Below are 17,063 nucleotides of genomic sequence, written 5' to 3'. Positions count from 1 at the left end.
TCAGCAGGGCCATCATGATGAAGAAGGAGTAGTGATGTCTGATACGTTGAATGTTGTTACGTTACTGGGAAGCCTGCGCAAAGGTTCATTTAACGGCATGGTTGCCCGCACTCTGCCGAAGCTGGCGCCTGAGGGGATGGCAATTAGCGCCCTGCCGTCGATCGGCGATATCCCGCTGTACGACGCCGATATACAGCAGGAAGAGGGATTCCCTGCTGCCGTAGAAGCGCTGGCAGAACAGATCCGCCAGGCAGACGGCGTGGTGATCGTGACTCCGGAATATAACTACTCCGTGCCGGGTGGCTTAAAGAACGCTATCGACTGGCTTTCTCGTCTGCCGGAGCAGCCGCTGGCAGGCAAGCCGGTGCTGATCCAGACCAGCTCGATGGGGGCGATTGGCGGTGCGCGCTGTCAGTATCATCTGCGCCAGATCCTGGTCTTCCTCGACGCGATGGTAATGAACAAGCCGGAATTTATGGGTGGCGTGATTCAGAACAAGGTCGACCCGCAGACGGGTGAAGTGATTGACCAGAGCACGCTGGATCACCTGAGTGGACAGCTGAGCGCGTTCGGAAAGTATATTCAGCGGGTAAAAGCGTAAAAGAAGGGACAAAAATTAAAGCCCTTTTCTCAGAAAAGGGCTTTTTTTATTACGCGTCGATAAACGCAATCTTCAGAATGAACAGCAGCGCAACGACCATCACGCACGGGCTGATTTCACGCCAGCGCCCGGTCCCCGCCTTCATAACACAGTAAGAGATAAAGCCCAGCGCAATGCCTTCGGTGATGGAGAAACTGAACGGCATCATCACCGCAGTGATAAACGCTGGCACCGCTTCGGTCAGGTCATCCCACTTCACGCGCGCCAGGCTGGAGGTCATCAGCACACCCACGTAAATCAGCGCGCCTGCGGCAGCGTAGGGCGGCACCATACCGGCCAGCGGAGAGAGGAAGATCACCAGCAGGAACAGCAGGCCGACGACGACAGCGGTCAGGCCGGTACGGCCACCCACGGAGACCCCGGAAGAGGATTCGATGTAGGCGGTCACAGAGGAGGTACCGATAAAGGAGCCGGTGACGGAGGAGATGCTGTCCACAAACAGCGCCTGCTTCATGCGCGGGAATTTGCCCTTCTCATCCGCCAGACCGGCCTTGTCGGTCACGCCAATCAGCGTCCCGGAGGAGTCAAACAGGTTCACCAGCATGAAGGAGAAGATCACCCCGGCCAGACCCAGGTTCAGCGAGCCCGCCAGATCGACGTGGCCAATCACCGTGGAGACGCTCGGCGGCGCGGAGACGATACCGTTGTAATGTACGTCGCCCAGCATCCAGCCCAGCAGGGTAGTGACAATAATCGACACCAGCACCGCCGCATGGATATTGCGTGAGGCCAGAATCGCGATGATGAAGAAGCCCAGCACACCCAGCAGCACGCTGTGGGAGGTGAGTTTACCGATACTGACCAGGGTCTCCGGGTTCGCCACGATCACGCCGGCGTTTTTCAGCCCCATCATGCCAATAAACAGGCCGATACCGCTGGTGATACCTACGCGCAGACTGACCGGGATATTAGCAATCATCCAGTAACGCACGCGGAAAATGGTCAGCAGCAGCAGACCGACCGCGCCCCAGAAGATGGCGCCCATGCCCACCTGCCACGGCAGGCCCATCGCCTGAACCACGACGAAGGCGAAGAAAGCGTTGAGGCCCATCGCCGGTGCCAGGGCAACCGGCAGGTTAGCGAACAGCCCCATCAGGATGCTGCCGAAGGCGGCGATAAGACAGGTCGTAACGAAGACGGCGCTGGTGTCCATGCCAGCAACGCCCAGAATTTGTGGGTTCACGAAAACGATATAGACCATCGTCAGGAAGGTGGTGAAACCGGCGATCACTTCGGTGCGTGCCGTCGTGCCGTGCTCGCGCAGTTTAAACACGCGCTCAAGCAAACCCGCGCCAGAAGACTGGGTAGTGTGTTGTTGACTCATTATCTATTTCCGAACAGGGAGGGAAAATCCGTCGCTATCCTATACCAAAATGCGACAATAAGGGCGGTTGTGAGGTACTTTTTTTCATTGCATCTGCTTATACGGCAACGATTGCGTCACACCGTTATGCATTACGTAAACGTTAAACTTGTTAAGAAAGGGAAAGGCATGTCTCAGATTGATGCGGTATTTTTCGACTGCGACGGTACGCTGGTCGACAGTGAGGTCATCTGTTCCCGGGCGTATGTCACCATGTTCCAGGAATTTGGTATCACGCTCGATCTCGAAGAGACCTTCAAACGCTTTAAGGGCGTAAAGCTCTACGAGATCATCGACATCATTAATGCCGAACACGGCGTCAGCCTCGCGAAAGCGGATCTGGAGCCTGTTTACCGCGCCGAGGTCGCACGCCTTTTCGACTCGGAACTGGAAGCGATCGCCGGGGCCAGCGCCCTGCTGGATGCCATGGCGGTGCCGATGTGCGTAGTCTCTAACGGCCCGGTGAGCAAAATGCAGCACTCCCTTGGCAAGTTGCAGATGCTGCACCATTTCCCGGAAAAACTGTTCAGCGGCTACGATATTCAGCGCTGGAAGCCCGATCCGGCCATGATGTTCCATGCGGCGAAAGCGATGAACGTCAACGTGGAGAACTGCATCCTGGTGGATGACTCCAGCGCAGGCGCGCAGGCGGGGATCGCCGCGGGCATGGAGGTGTTCTACTTCTGCGCCGATCCGCATAACCCGCCGCTCGACCATCCGAAAGTCACGACCTTTACCGATCTGGCGCAGCTGCCGGCACTCTGGAAGGCACGCGGCTGGAATATTACCCGCTAAGCAAATGCCCTCCCCGAACGGGGAGGGCTGATATTTTTACTTAAAGAGTTTTTGTACAAATTCCGCATAGGCCGGACGCCAGACGTCCATTTCGTGATTCAGTCCGGGATACAGCTTGTAGTCAAATTTGATGCCCTGCTTTTCCAGCTCCGCTTTCAGCCCGGCGATATCTTTTCCGGTAACCGAATCATGCTCTCCTACCACTACCGTAAAATTATGCAGCTGTCCGTTGATAACATCGGGCTGCTTAAATCTTGCGGCTACGCCCTCGTCAGGTACGGTAGTTGTGGTAACGCCGCTGAAGGTTCCCAGCCAGCCAAAGCTGTCCAGGTGATTCATTCCGGACACCAGCGCCTGATATCCCCCCTGCGACAGACCCGCCAGCGCGCGGCCCTCCGCCTCTTTACGCACGTTGAAGCGGGTATCAATCAGCGGAACTATCTCGCTCATCAGCTCTTGATCTGCCGCTTTAGCGTTGAGGTGATAAAAGGTTTTACGTCTTTCGGCAGGCGGGAAGTTTTCAGGAATCGCCTCCGGAATGTCAGTCTCCGTGTCGGGCACGACCACCAGCATAGGTTTGATTTTACCCTCGGCCATCAGGTTATCCATGATTTGCGGCAGGCGGCCCTGATCGATGGCTGAAAGGCCGGTATCCCCAAACCCATGATAGAAATAGAGAACCGGTAACGGTTCGCCTTTACCGTTATATCCCGGCGGGGTCCAGACATAGACGCGGCGTTCAGCGTTGAGCGCCCGTGAATGCCAGGTCAGGGTGGTCAGATCGCCATGGGGAACCGGACGATCGTCCAGAATGCTGCCGGGGACCAGAATCAGGCTGGTATTGACCTGGCGCTGGGGTTTTGGATAGCGGCTGCCCGTGTCGCTGGAGCGAAAACCGTCAATATCGTAGAAATATTCATACAGGTTCGGTGCCATAGGCTCGCTTTTCCATGACCAGACGCCATTTTTATCTTTCGTCATATCATGGGAAACCCAGGTTTCCGGCATCGATCCCGTCACCACGGAGACCCGCTTCGCAGCAGGCGCAAACAGGCGAAAGGTAATACTTTTATCCGTATTAACCTGCGTGACATAGTGGCTAACCGGCATCGCCGGATCGGGTGTGGCAGGAAAGGGGGCGGCGTTAACCGGCATTCCAGTACTTATTCCAATACTGATTGCCATAGCCAGGCATGCTAATGATTTTTTCATGTTCCATCCTTTGCTGTTTTTCGTCCCACGTTAGCGCGTTTCGGTCGTCAGGCAACGGATGAAGGCAAATAATGTGATTGCACCAGAAATAATCACGCCAGTAAGTACTGGCGTGATGAAAGGAGGTTATTACTCTTTCGGATCTTTACCCGCCAGCATCTTGTCCAGCTCGTCTCCACCCACATGGCGGAAATCCTGGCCCTTCACGAAGTAGAAGATGTATTCGCAAATGTTCTGGCAACGGTCACCGATACGCTCGATAGAACGGGCGCAGAACAGCGCGGTCAGTACGCTTGGAATGGTTCGCGTATCTTCCATCATGTAGGTCATCAGCTGGCGCACGATGCCTTCGTACTCCTGGTCGACTTTCTTATCTTCCCGATAAATACGTACCGCTTCATCCAGATCCATACGCGCAAAGGCATCCAGCACATCATGCAGCATCTGCACGGTGTGACGCCCCAGCGACTCCAGGCTCACCAGCAGCGGCTGGTGTTGCTGAGAGAATTTCTCCAGCGCAGTGCGGCAAATTTTGTCCGCCACGTCGCCAATACGTTCCAGCTCGGCGATAGTTTTGATGATCGCCATCACCAGACGCAGGTCGCTCGCTGTCGGCTGACGCTTGGCGATAATGCGCACGCAGGCTTCATCGATCGCCACTTCCATCATGTTGACGTGTTTGTCGCCTTCCACCACGCGCTTCGCCAGCTCGCTGTCCTGGTTATGCATTGCGGTGATCGCGTCAGAAAGCTGCTGCTCTACCATACCGCCCATGGTCATCACCTGGGTGCGGATACTCTCCAGCTCTGCGTTAAACTGGCCGGAAATATGTTTATTAAGATTGAGATTATCCATTGCGCACTCCTGAATCAGCCGTAGCGTCCGGTGATGTAGTCTTCTGTTTGTTTCTTCGCAGGCTTGGTGAACAGGTCGTCCGTTTTACTGAACTCAATCAACTCGCCCAGGTACATAAATGCTGTGTGGTCGGAACAACGGGCAGCCTGCTGCATGTTGTGGGTCACGATCACCACGGTGTAATCCGCCTTCAGCTCGGTGATCAGCTCTTCAATACGCCCGGTGGAGATCGGGTCCAGCGCTGAGCACGGCTCATCCAGCAGCAACACTTCCGGGCGAATGGCGATACCGCGCGCAATGCACAGACGCTGCTGCTGACCACCGGAGAGAGAGTACCCGCTCTGGTGAAGTTTATCTTTGGTTTCGTTCCACAATGCGGCCTTGGTCAAAGCCCACTGCACGCGTTCATCCATATCGGCGCGGGAGAGCTTCTCGAACAGGCGCACGCCAAAGGCGATGTTGTCATAAATCGACATCGGGAATGGCGTAGGCTTCTGGAACACCATACCCACTTTCGCGCGCAGCAGAGCGATATCCTGGGTATTGGTCAGAATGTTGTCGCCATCCAGCAGGATCTCGCCTTCGGCGCGCTGCTCCGGATAAAGCGAATACATTTTGTTAAAGGTACGCAGCAGCGTGGACTTACCGCAGCCAGACGGACCGATGAACGCGGTAACCTGGTTTTTAGCAATATCCAGGTTGATGTTCTTCAGGGCATGGAACTTACCGTAGTAGAAGTTCAGGTCACGAACCGAAAGTTTACCCGGAGCAGTATTCACCATACTCATTGACTCATTTCCTCATCCGGCGCCGCAGCGTGCCACGCCGTCAATAATTAACCGTGTTTCTTCTTCGCGAAAATAACGCGCGCCAGAATGTTCAGTAACAGTACGCACAGGGTAATAATCAGTACCCCGGCCCAGGCCAGTGACTGCCATTCGGCAAACGGGCTCATCGCAAATTTAAAGATCGTCACCGGCAGGTTGGCGATCGGCTGCATCATGTCCGTGCTCCAGAACTGGTTTGAGAGCGCGGTAAAGAGCAGCGGTGCCGTTTCACCGGCGATACGGGCAACGGCCAGCAGCACACCTGTCAGGATCCCCGAGATGGAGGCTTTCAGGGTGATGGCAGAAATCATCTTCCACTTTGGCGTACCCAGTGCGTAGGCCGCTTCACGCAGGCTGTCCGGCACCAGTTTCAGCATGTTCTCGGTGGTACGAATAACGATAGGCACCTGCAGCAGCGCCAGCGCAATCACACCCGCCCAGCCGGAGAAGTGTTCCATCTGCGCCACCACGATGGTGTAGACGAACAGGCCGACCACAATCGATGGGGCAGAGAGCAGGATGTCGTTAATGAAGCGAATCACTTCAGCAATCCAGGATTTACGGCCATACTCCGCCAGGTAAATGCCCGCCATGATGCCAAGTGGCGTGCCGAAGACGGTCGCCCAGAGGATCAGCAGGCCGCTGCCCGCCAGGGCGTTCGCCAGACCACCACCTGCCGTATTTGGCGGCGGTGTCATTTCGGTAAACAACGCCCACGACATGCCGTCGATACCACGCGCCACCGTGGAGAACAGGATCCAGATCAGCCAGAACAGACCAAACGCCATGGTCGCCATGGAGAGCGTCAGGGCGAGGCGGTTTTTCATGCGGCGTTTCGCCTGCATTTTGCGGCGGGATTCCGCCAGCTCCGCGGTATTTTGCATTTCGAGCGTAGCCATTAGCGTGCCCCCTCATTTTTCGCCAGGCGCATGATCATCAGCTTGGAGATCGCCAGAACAATGAAGGTGATAACAAACAGAATTAAGCCCAGTTCCATCAGCGCGGCAACGTGCAGGCCCGACTCCGCTTCGGCGAATTCGTTTGCCAGCGCCGAGGTAATGCTGTTACCCGGCATATAGAGCGAGGCGCTGTCGAGCTGGTAGGTGTTACCGATGATAAAGGTCACTGCCATGGTTTCACCCAGCGCACGACCCAGACCCAGCATAATGCCGCCGATTACACCATTTTTGGTGAACGGCAGGACGATACGCCAGATAACTTCCCAGGTGGTGCAGCCGATACCGTAGGCCGACTCTTTCATCATCACCGGGGTCTGTTCGAAGACATCGCGCATGACCGCCGCAATGTACGGAATAATCATGATGGCGAGGATCACGCCTGCCGCCAGGATGCCGATACCGAAAGCCGGACCGGAGAATAGCGCGCCCACAAACGGGATGGCGGAAAGGACGTTACCTACCGGCTCCTGAAAATAGGTCGCGAACAGCGGAGCGAAGATAAACAGACCCCACATGCCGTAAACGATACTTGGAATGGCCGCCAGCAGTTCAATGGCAATACCCAGCGGGCGTCGCAGCCAGTTTGGCGCCAGTTCGGTCAGGAACAGGGCGATACCGAAGCTCACCGGCACCGCAATCAGCAGCGCGATAAACGAGGTCACCAGCGTGCCGTAGATAGGCACCAGCGCACCGTAGATATCGTTCGGCGCATCCCACTCTTTGGTCCACAGGAAGGAGAAACCAAATTTCTGGATGCTCGGCCAGGAGGAGAAAATCAGGGACACGATAATGCCGCCCAGCAGCAATAGCACAATCAGCGCAGCCAGTTTTACCAGCGCGCTGAAAATCATGTCACCTTTTTTACCCGGAGGGTTAAATGCAGGCTTGGTTGCAGCCATAAATTACTCTTCTGTTTGAGACGTCTTACGAATATGCCCGGTGACGCTTATGCTTGCCGGGCCTACAGTCGGAACCGTAGAGCGGGTTAGCGCTAGCGCCACCCGCCATCTTCGTCAAAAATATCCTGTTAGTACAGCGCTTTACCGCTGCTGTCTTTCACGTTGGTTTTCCATGCAGCACGAATCTGCTCAACCACGCTGTCCGGCAGGCTGGCGTAATCCAGGTCGTTAGCCTGTTTGCCGCCATTTTTGTATGCCCAGTCGAAGAACTTCAGCACTTCAGCACCCTGCTCTGGCTTCTTCTGATCCTTGTGGACCAGGATGAAGGTGGTAGAGGTGATTGGCCATGCATTGTCGCCTTTCTGGTTGGTCAGATCCTGAGCGAAGGATTTGCTCCAGTCAGCGCCTTTAGCCGCGTTAGCAAAGTTCTCTTCAGTTGGGCTGACCGGTTTGCCGTCGGCAGAAACCAGTTTGGTGTACGCCAGGTTGTTCTGCTTGGCGTAAGCGTATTCTACGTAGCCGATTGAGCCTGGCAGACGCTGTACGAACGCGGCGATACCGTCGTTACCTTTACCGCCCAGACCGGTCGGCCAGTTAACGGTAGAGCCGGAACCGACTTTGGATTTCCACTCTTCGTTCACTTTCGCCAGGTAGCTGGTGAAGACGAAGGAGGTACCGGAGCCGTCAGCACGACGAACCACAGCGATGTTCTGCGAAGGCAGTTTCACGCCCGGGTTCAGTTTAGTGATGGCTTCGTCATCCCATTTTTTGATTTTGCCGAGGTAGATATCACCCAGGGTTTTACCATCCAGCACCAGCTCGCCGGACTTCAGGCCAGGGATATTTACCGCCAGCACAACACCACCGATAACGGTCGGGAACTGGAACAAGCCTTCCTGCGTCAGTTTTTCATCAGACAGCGGAGCGTCGGATGCGCCGAAATCAACGGTATTTGCGGTAATTTGTTTAACGCCACCGGAGGAGCCGATACCCTGGTAGTTCACCTTGTTACCAGTCTCTTTCTGGTAAGTATCAGCCCATTTGGCATACACCGGCGCAGGGAAGGTTGCACCAGCGCCAGTCAGGCTTGCCTCTGCAAATACAGAGAACGCGCTCATCGATAAGGTCGCGGCGACAACAGTTGCGACAGTGGTACGCATAACTTTCATAATGTCTCCTGCAAGATTTTCGTAAATCGTTGTTTAGTGGCTACGATGAGCAAAATAGGACAAAGAGGTGACAGATAAATGTACGAATTATGACAGTTTTATGACAACGAAAATTGCGCAGAAAATTAAGCAAATTAAAGCATCTTTATCAATAAGTTAAAGTGAAATATGACGCATTGATTTCAGAAAAATTTTCTTTCTGTGACACTAAAAAAAATAGCCGAAGATGACAGATTGTCATAGAACGCAGGGCAAAAAAGCAGGCGAAAAAACGGGCAGGAAGGATAAAAAAAGCTCCACCCGAAGGTGGAGCCTGAGAGGATTACTCTACGGTAACGGACTTCGCCAGGTTACGCGGCTGGTCGACGTCGGTGCCTTTGATCAGGGCGACGTGGTAAGCCAGCAGCTGCAGCGGAACGGTATAGAAGATAGGAGCAATGACCTCTTCCACATGCGGCATCTCGATGATGTGCATGTTGTCGCTGCTGGTAAAGCCGGCATCCTGATCCGCGAAGACATAGAGCACGCCGCCACGGGCGCGGACTTCTTCGATGTTGGACTTCAGTTTTTCCAGCAGTTCGTTGTTCGGTGCCACCACGATAACCGGCATATCCGCATCGATCAGCGCCAGTGGGCCGTGTTTCAGCTCACCTGCCGCGTAGGCTTCAGCGTGGATATAGGAGATCTCTTTGAGCTTCAGGGCGCCTTCCAGAGCAATCGGATACTGATCGCCACGACCCAGGAACAGGGCGTGATGCTTGTCGGAGAAATCTTCCGCCAGCGCTTCAATGCGCTTGTCCTGGGAGAGCATCTGCTCAATACGGCTCGGCAGCGCCTGCAGACCGTGCACAATATCGTGCTCAATCGCCGCATCCTGACCTTTCAGACGGGCCAGTTTCGCCACCAGCATCAGCAGGACCGTCAGCTGAGTGGTGAACGCTTTGGTGGAGGCCACGCCGATTTCGGTACCGGCTTTGGTCATCAGCGCCAGGTCAGACTCACGCACCAGCGAGGAGCCCGGTACGTTGCAGATGGCCAGCGAGCCCAGATAGCCCAGCTCTTTGGAGAGACGCAGCGCCGCCAGGGTATCAGCGGTTTCGCCGGACTGAGACAGGGTGATCATCAGGCTGTTACGACGCACGGCTGATTTGCGATAGCGGAACTCGGAGGCGATCTCCACGTCGCACGGCACGCCTGCCAGCGCTTCAAACCAGTAGCGGGAAACCATACCGGAGTTGTAAGAGGTGCCGCAGGCCACGATCTGAATGTGCTCAACTTTTGCCAGCATTTCGTTGGCGTTAGCCCCCAGTTCGCTCAAATCCACTTCGCCGTGGCTGATACGCCCGGTCAGGGTGTTTTTGATGGCGTTCGGCTGCTCGTAGATCTCTTTCTGCATGTAGTGACGGTAAGCGCCTTTATCACCCGCGTCGTACTGCAGGTTGGATTCGATATCCTGACGTTTTACCGGCTCGCCAGATTTATCAAAGATTTTGACGTCACGGCGGGTCACTTCTGCAATATCGCCCTCTTCCATGAAGATAAAGCGACGGGTCACCGGCAGCAGCGCCAGCTGATCGGAGGCGATAAAGTTCTCCCCCATCCCCAGGCCAATCACCATCGGGCTGCCAGAGCGGGCTGCCAGCAGGGTAGACGGGTCGCGGCTGTCCATGATCACGGTGCCGTAGGCGCCGCGCAGCTGTGGGATCGCACGCAGTACGGCCTCACGCAGCGTACCGCCCTGCTCCAGCTCCCAGTGAACCAGGTGGGCAATCACTTCGGTGTCGGTTTCAGAGACGAAGGTGTAACCACGCGCGATAAGCTCTTCACGCAGCGGTTCATGGTTTTCGATGATGCCGTTATGCACCACCACAATGTGTTCAGAGACGTGCGGGTGCGCGTTGCCTTCCGAAGGTTCACCGTGGGTCGCCCAGCGGGTATGGGCAATACCTGTGCCACCGTGCAGCGGGTTCTCTTCCGCGGCCTGTGCCAGCATGTTTACTTTACCGAGGCGACGCAGACGGGTCATATTCCCTTCTGCATCCACCACTGCCAGACCGGCAGAGTCATAACCACGGTATTCCAGACGACGTAAACCTTCGAGAAGGATTTCAGCAATATCACGCTGCGCGACTGCGCCAACAATTCCACACATAGTTTTAGATTCCGAATAGAGGCTTTCGCCTGCGTTGTCGCTGACCTGTTTTGCCCTTTCCGGGCGCCCCGAGCCTTGTAGAGAGTGGGGTTATATTTATGGGTACTGCTGATGGGCGGGGGATTATGTTATCCCCTCATCCCGAACCCTCTCCCGGAGGGGGAGAGGAAATAATCCACTTACTTTTTCTTCACCGGGCGTTTCCAGCCCTGCTTATGCACCTGCGGCACACGGCTTAACACCAGCTCGTTCTCCGCCACATTGCGGGTAACGGTCGTGCCCGCCGCAATGGTTACGCCTTTACCAATCGTCACTGGCGCCACCAGCTGTGAATCCGATCCCACAAACACGTCGTCACCAATAATGGTTTTAAACTTGTTCGCACCGTCATAGTTACAGGTGATAGTCCCGGCGCCGATATTCACGTTATCGCCAATCTCCGCATCGCCCAGATAGGTCAGATGGCCAGCTTTCGAGCCTTTGCCCAGACGCGCCTTTTTCATTTCGACGAAGTTGCCGACATGTGCGCCTTCCAGCAGCTCAGCGCCCGGACGCAGGCGGGCGAACGGCCCGATAGTGCAGGCGGCGGAGAGATGAGCATCTTCAACCACGCTATAAGGGCTGATTTCGCAGTCGTCGCCAATGACGCTGTTTTTAATCACACAACCGGCGCCAATTTTGACGCGGTTACCCAGCGTTACGTTGCCTTCCAGAATAACGTTAGTATCGATTTCGACGTCGCGCCCGTGGCTCAGCACCCCACGCAGATCGAAACGCGCTGGATCGCGCAGCATCACGCCCGCCAGCAGCAGCTTTTCAGCCTGCTCGGACTGATATACGCGCTCCAGACGGGACAGCTGAAGACGGTTGTTCACCCCTTCCACTTCGCTTAAGCGATCCGGATGAACGGCAGCGATCTCGCGGCCTTCCTGATACGCCATCGCGATGATATCGGTAATGTAGAATTCGCCCTGGGCGTTATTGTTGTTCAGCTGTGACAGCCAGCGCTTCATGTCCGCGCCGTTGGCGATCAGAATGCCGGTGTTAATTTCCTGAATTTCACGCTGTGCCTCGGTGGCATCTTTGTGCTCAACGATGCCCGTCACCTTGCCGTTATCACGGGTGATACGGCCATAACCGGTTGGATCGTCCAGCTTAACGGTCAGCAGACCGATCCCGCCCTGCGGTTTTGCAGCACGCAGGCGGGTCAGCGTCTCAACGGAGATCAACGGCACGTCGCCGTAGAGCATCAGGATGTCTTCGTCGTCAGAGAAGAACGGGGAGGCCTGCTGCATGGCGTGGCCGGTGCCCAGCTGTTCTGCCTGCAGAACCCAGTTGAGTTTGTCATCGCGTAGCGTCTGCTTCAGCAGATCGCCGCCGTGACCGTAGACCAGATGCACCTGGCTGGCGCCAAGATCGTTAGCGGCGTCAATGACATGCTGCACCATCGCTTTCCCTGCAAGGGTGTGCAGCACTTTAGGAAGATCGGAATACATGCGGGTGCCTTTGCCTGCGGCAAGGATGACCACGCTCATTGCTGTGTTCAACATACACGTCCTGACTGTAATTTGAGTGAAAAGTAAAACCCTTTGGCGTTGAAAATTCTACATATTTTGCGCCAAAAAATGGAGTGGCGGTAAAACGCACAACGTTGCCTGTTTGGGGCAAATTAAAGGTCCTTTTTACCGCAGATTAAAGGGCTTTGCCTGTGAAATATAGCGCCCTTTAGCGAACTCTCCAGCCCTCCCAACATGTTAGCTATTTTTTCGCTCTATTAATAAAGCCTGTTATAAGCAAAACACTGTTTTAATTATCTGAATGTGTGACACACAAAAAAGAAACACTGTTTTATTCTGATGATAATAGCGCTCAATTATTACTCAGGAGAATAAGATGAAGTCTAAAATACCTCTGGCCCTGATGATGTTTAGCGCCTTTTCCGCTATGGCAACAGAACAACCTCATGTCTGGAAAGCCATTGCCTTTGGGCAATCAACGGATCTGAATTTTTCCTCCAACGTGCTGCCCGAGAAAATCGGCGTCAATGATGTGACCATCGACGGGAAAAAGCTCTCGCCCCAGGAGAGCGCTGACCTGGCAAAAGCCATCACCCTGGAAAGCCGGGGCGGCAAAATCGCCAACTCTCACGACGGCTTAACGTTTTTCTATACCGAGCTGCCGACGGGAGAAAATTTTGTTTTGCAGGCCACTGTCCGGGTCGACCAGTTTGGGCCGGAGAATGGCGCGAAACCTGCCGCGCAGGAGGGCGCCGGACTGCTGGTACGTGATGTCCTCGGCAACCCGCGCCAGCAACCGCTAAAAATGGGTTATGAAGAGTTTCCGGCGGCATCGAATCAGGTGATGAACGCCATCATGACCCAGGATAAAAAAGACCATCAGCGGGTAAAAATGCAGGCTATCACCCGGGAGGGGATCAGCCATCCGTGGGGTGATGCCGGAGCCGCCATTAAAAAACAGAGTTACAAGGAAGAGGTGGATCTGAGCCAGACGCCGGAATTTCGCCTGAAACTCCAGCGCACCGACGACGGCTTTATTACCGCCTGGGCCCCGCTGGACAGCGACACCTGGGTGAGCAAGCGCGTGCCGCGCGCTGACCTGATTTCGGTACAGAACAAGGACCACTATTACGTCGGCTTTTTTGCCTCCCGCAATGCCAAAATTACGGTCACTAACGCCTCGCTCATCACCACCAGCGCCCATACCGTGCCTTCGGAGCCCTGGCAGGCAGAGCCACTGCCGGTCGTGGTGCAGCTGGCGTCCGGTACGGTCAGCGCTTCGCCAGATTACCTGCTGCAGGCGCGCGCTAATGAGGACGGGGTATTTAGCGTAAGACAAAACGAAGTGGTGATCGGTAATGAGAAAGCGGTGAAAGCAGGCGAGATGTACACCCTGCCAGCCCGCCTGGAGCAGACCAGCACCTTCACGGTGACCTTTACGCCTGCTCATGGCACGCCAGTGAACCAGCAGCTCACCGTCGAACGCATTGCAGACAGAGATACGACGCACCTGTATGCCGCTCCGGACGGAAAAGCGGATGCACAAGGCACTGCCGATGCGCCACTGGATCTCGCCACCGCCATCGCCCTGCTGGCGCCCGGCGGCAAGCTGGTGCTGAAAAGCGGCGATTACCCGCAGAGTGAGATCCCCGTCGCTGCCAGCGGCAGCAGCGATAAACTCAAAACCCTGCAGGCAGACGGGAAAGTGGTGATCCACGGCCTGTTGCTTGATGCCAGCTACTGGCATATCAACGGTATCGACGTGACCGGCAAAAGTCTGCGCGTTCAGGGTAGCCATAACCTGATCGAGCGCGTCACGGCCTACCGCAATGACGATACCGGGATCCAGATCTCCTCCCCGGATAAGATTGGCCGGCCATTATGGGCAAGCTATAACCGGGTTGTGGATTCTGAATCTTACGCCAATGAAGATCCCGGCAAGATTAACGCCGATGGCTTCGCGGTGAAAATGCGGGTAGGGGAAGGTAACCGGCTGGAGCGTTGCTATTCCCACGACAATATCGACGACGGTTTTGACCTGTTCAACAAGATTGAAGATGGCGCAAACGGCGTGGTCGTGATCGAGAACTCGGTTGCCAGCAACAATACCAGTAACGGCTTTAAGCTCGGCGGAGAAGGGCAGCCTGTGGCGCATCAGATCCGCAACAGCAAAGCCACGGGCAATCACCTGGACGGCTTCACCGATAACTTTAACCCCGGCAGGCTGGTGGTGGAGAACAATATCGCGGTGGATAACCAGCGCTTTAACTACATCTTCCGTCCAAGCCCATACGGCGATGTGACAACTCAGGGAACCTTTACCGGCAACGTATCGATCCGTAATCAGCCAGGCGAGTACGACGATGCGGTGACAGGAAACGTTGATAACACGAACTACTTTATCGCGAAGGGTAAAAGCGTGAACAGTGAAGGGAAGGAACTGGATAAAACGCAGGTAAAAATGTAGGTACCAGAGAGGCGCTTCGCTTATCACACTACGGTAAGCGTGGCGCCACCCGGCATATCAGCACTTAGTGGTTGAACGTACCGAAAGAGACGTTCATGTTGCTGAAAAGGGCGATGATTTTGTTGATCGTTTTCATGATGGCATCCTGATATTTTTGGAGTTCAGTTATGTGACATTCATCACAAAACGAAGTCTACTCCTGACAATTCTGCCGATCAATCTTTTTGTGAGCTAAATCACAAAATAATAAAACATCGTTTTAGTTTCAGATTTAATGAAACAGATCCATAAAAAAAGCCAGTCTGGAGACCAGACTGGCTTTCGTGCTTTCAAGCCGGTGTTACATCGCTTTTTTGGTCAACTCGATAACGCGCAGTTTCGCGATCGCTTTGGCCAGCTCTGCAGACGCCTGAGCGTAATCCACGTCGCCATGAGAGCTCTTAATGTGCTCTTCTGCTTTACGCTTCGATTCCAGAGCTCGCGCTTCGTCGAGATCCTGGCCACGAATTGCGGTATCAGCCAGTACGGTCACGCTACCAGGCTGCACTTCAATAATGCCGCCAGACAGATAGATAAACTCTTCATGACCGAACTGTTTAACGATGCGGATCATACCAGGCTTAATGGCGGTGAGCAGCGGGGCGTGACCCGGGAAAATACCCAGTTCACCTTCGCTACCCGTTACCTGGATTTTCTCGACCAGACCAGAGAACATTTGTTGCTCTGCGCTGACGACGTCCAGGTGGTAAGTCATTGCCATATCACCCTCCGATTAAGGCGTTAAAGTTTTTTGGCTTTTTCTACGGCTTCGTCGATGGAACCCACCATATAGAACGCCTGCTCCGGCAGGTGATCGTATTCGCCTTCCATGATGCCTTTAAAGCCACGGATGGTGTCTTTCAGCGCAACGTATTTGCCCGGAGAACCGGTAAATACTTCTGCTACGAAGAACGGCTGGGACAGGAAGCGCTGGATCTTACGCGCACGTGCTACCACCAGTTTGTCTTCTTCAGACAGTTCATCCATACCCAGGATGGCGATGATGTCTTTCAGTTCCTGATAACGCTGCAGCAGGGACTGTACGCCACGCGCGGTGTCGTAGTGTTCCTGACCTACTACCAGTGGATCCAGCTGACGGCTGGTGGAGTCCAGCGGGTCAACGGCCGGGTAGATACCCAGAGACGCGATCTGACGGCTCAGTACCACGGTTGCGTCTAAGTGCGCAAAGGTGGTTGCTGGGGATGGGTCAGTCAAGTCATCCGCAGGTACGTATACCGCCTGAACGGAGGTAATAGAACCGGTTTTGGTTGAGGTGATACGTTCCTGCAGAACACCCATCTCTTCCGCCAGGGTCGGCTGGTAGCCTACCGCTGATGGCATACGACCCAGCAGTGCGGATACTTCCGTACCGGCCAGGGTGTAACGGTAGATGTTGTCGACGAACAGCAGTACGTCACGACCTTCGTCACGGAATTTCTCAGCCATGGTCAGACCGGTCAGCGCAACGCGCAGACGGTTTCCAGGTGGCTCGTTCATCTGACCGTAAACCAGGGATACTTTATCCAGAACGTTAGAGTCGGTCATTTCGTGGTAGAAGTCGTTACCCTCACGAGTACGCTCACCTACGCCCGCAAACACGGAGTAACCGGAGTGCTCGATCGCGATGTTACGGATCAGCTCCATCATGTTTACGGTTTTACCTACACCCGCACCACCGAACAGACCAACTTTACCGCCCTTCGCAAACGGACACATCAGGTCGATAACTTTGATGCCGGTTTCCAGCAGTTCCTGAGAGCTGGACAGCTCTTCATAGGAAGGTGCTGAACGGTGGATAGCCCAACGCTCTTCTTCGCCGATATCGCCTTTCATGTCGATCGGCTGACCCAGGACGTTCATGATACGACCCAGGGTTGCTTTACCTACTGGTACTTCAATTGGGTGCTCAAGGTCTTTTACTTCCAGACCACGACGCAGACCGTCGGAAGAACCCATGGCGATGGTACGCACGATACCGCCACCGAGCTGCTGCTGAACTTCCAGCACCAGATTTTCGTTACCATTCTGAACCTCAAGAGCATCGTACACGCGCGGTACGGCATCCTGAGGGAATTCGACGTCAACTACGGCGCCGATTACCTGGACAATCTTTCCAGTAGCCATCTTGAATCCTCTACGTAATTCGTA

14 protein-coding genes are annotated in these 17,063 nt (G+C 54.9%); 3 read left to right on the top strand and 11 right to left on the bottom strand.

Annotated elements, in window-relative coordinates:
- The first annotated feature begins 34 nt into the window (after positions 1 to 34).
- Positions 35 to 601, top strand: coding sequence for an NADPH-dependent FMN reductase (locus B3X29_RS20155; protein WP_103177621.1), 567 nt, complete (start codon positions 35 to 37; stop codon positions 599 to 601).
- A 49-nt stretch (positions 602 to 650) separates the two neighbouring features.
- On the opposite strand, the gene adeP is transcribed toward B3X29_RS20155, so the two are convergent.
- Complete coding sequence (adeP, locus tag B3X29_RS20150; RefSeq protein WP_139156311.1) at positions 651 to 1,985, bottom strand: adenine permease AdeP; 1,335 nt, start codon at positions 1,983 to 1,985, stop codon at positions 651 to 653.
- A gap of 168 nt (positions 1,986 to 2,153) precedes the next feature.
- On the opposite strand from adeP, the gene yieH reads away from it, so the two are divergent.
- Entirely contained in the window at positions 2,154 to 2,819 is a 666-nt protein-coding gene (gene yieH, locus B3X29_RS20145; RefSeq protein WP_103177619.1) for a 6-phosphogluconate phosphatase, read from the top strand.
- A gap of 36 nt (positions 2,820 to 2,855) precedes the next feature.
- On the opposite strand, the gene B3X29_RS20140 is transcribed toward yieH, so the two are convergent.
- From B3X29_RS20140 to glmU, 8 genes are all read right to left on the bottom strand, one after another.
- Entirely contained in the window at positions 2,856 to 4,004 is a 1,149-nt protein-coding gene (locus B3X29_RS20140; protein WP_371816564.1) for an esterase, read from the bottom strand.
- A 156-nt stretch (positions 4,005 to 4,160) separates the two neighbouring features.
- Positions 4,161 to 4,886: a phosphate signaling complex protein PhoU gene (gene phoU / locus B3X29_RS20135; protein ID WP_103177617.1), complete on the bottom strand. Its 726-nt coding sequence runs from the start codon at positions 4,884 to 4,886 to the stop codon at positions 4,161 to 4,163.
- 14 nt (positions 4,887 to 4,900) lie between these two features.
- Positions 4,901 to 5,674 carry a phosphate ABC transporter ATP-binding protein PstB gene (pstB, locus tag B3X29_RS20130; protein ID WP_103177616.1) on the bottom strand — a complete coding sequence of 258 codons (774 nt, stop codon included), beginning with the start codon at positions 5,672 to 5,674 and terminating at the stop codon, positions 4,901 to 4,903.
- Positions 5,675 to 5,721: 47 nt separating this feature from the next.
- Entirely contained in the window at positions 5,722 to 6,612 is an 891-nt protein-coding gene (gene pstA / locus B3X29_RS20125; protein WP_103177615.1) for a phosphate ABC transporter permease PstA, read from the bottom strand.
- A complete protein-coding gene (gene pstC, locus B3X29_RS20120; RefSeq protein WP_103177614.1) occupies positions 6,612 to 7,571 on the bottom strand; it encodes a phosphate ABC transporter permease PstC in 960 nt (319 codons plus the stop codon). The genes pstA and pstC overlap by 1 nt, the downstream gene beginning before the upstream one ends.
- A 128-nt stretch (positions 7,572 to 7,699) precedes the next feature.
- Positions 7,700 to 8,740 (bottom strand): phosphate ABC transporter substrate-binding protein PstS, encoded by a 1,041-nt coding sequence (gene pstS, locus B3X29_RS20115; protein ID WP_103177613.1) that lies wholly within the window; start codon positions 8,738 to 8,740, stop codon positions 7,700 to 7,702.
- 322 nt (positions 8,741 to 9,062) lie between these two features.
- On the bottom strand, positions 9,063 to 10,892 hold the full coding sequence (gene glmS / locus B3X29_RS20110; protein WP_103177612.1) for a glutamine--fructose-6-phosphate transaminase (isomerizing): 1,830 nt from the start codon (positions 10,890 to 10,892) through the stop codon (positions 9,063 to 9,065).
- 179 nt (positions 10,893 to 11,071) lie between these two features.
- Positions 11,072 to 12,442 carry a bifunctional UDP-N-acetylglucosamine diphosphorylase/glucosamine-1-phosphate N-acetyltransferase GlmU gene (gene glmU / locus B3X29_RS20105; protein WP_103177611.1) on the bottom strand — a complete coding sequence of 457 codons (1,371 nt, stop codon included), beginning with the start codon at positions 12,440 to 12,442 and terminating at the stop codon, positions 11,072 to 11,074.
- Between the two features lie 343 nt (positions 12,443 to 12,785).
- On the opposite strand from glmU, the gene B3X29_RS20100 reads away from it, so the two are divergent.
- The gene (locus B3X29_RS20100; protein ID WP_156655419.1) at positions 12,786 to 14,876 is read left to right on the top strand and encodes a right-handed parallel beta-helix repeat-containing protein; all 2,091 of its coding nucleotides are present in this window, start codon (positions 12,786 to 12,788) and stop codon (positions 14,874 to 14,876) included.
- Between the two features lie 340 nt (positions 14,877 to 15,216).
- Here B3X29_RS20100 and B3X29_RS20095 read toward each other — a convergent pair whose 3' ends face one another.
- Together B3X29_RS20095 and atpD are read right to left on the bottom strand one after the other, a co-directional pair.
- Positions 15,217 to 15,636 carry a F0F1 ATP synthase subunit epsilon gene (locus tag B3X29_RS20095; protein ID WP_039032217.1) on the bottom strand — a complete coding sequence of 140 codons (420 nt, stop codon included), beginning with the start codon at positions 15,634 to 15,636 and terminating at the stop codon, positions 15,217 to 15,219.
- Between the two features lie 20 nt (positions 15,637 to 15,656).
- The gene (atpD, locus tag B3X29_RS20090) at positions 15,657 to 17,039 is read right to left on the bottom strand and encodes a F0F1 ATP synthase subunit beta (protein WP_103177609.1); all 1,383 of its coding nucleotides are present in this window, start codon (positions 17,037 to 17,039) and stop codon (positions 15,657 to 15,659) included.
- Positions 17,040 to 17,063: the final 24 nt, after the last annotated feature.

Source organism: Leclercia sp. UBA5076 (genome assembly GCF_002416465.1).
Taxonomy (GTDB): domain Bacteria; phylum Pseudomonadota; class Gammaproteobacteria; order Enterobacterales; family Enterobacteriaceae; genus Enterobacter.
Note: the sequence above shows the minus strand (reverse complement) of the source record. Positions and strands in the feature narration are given on the sequence as shown.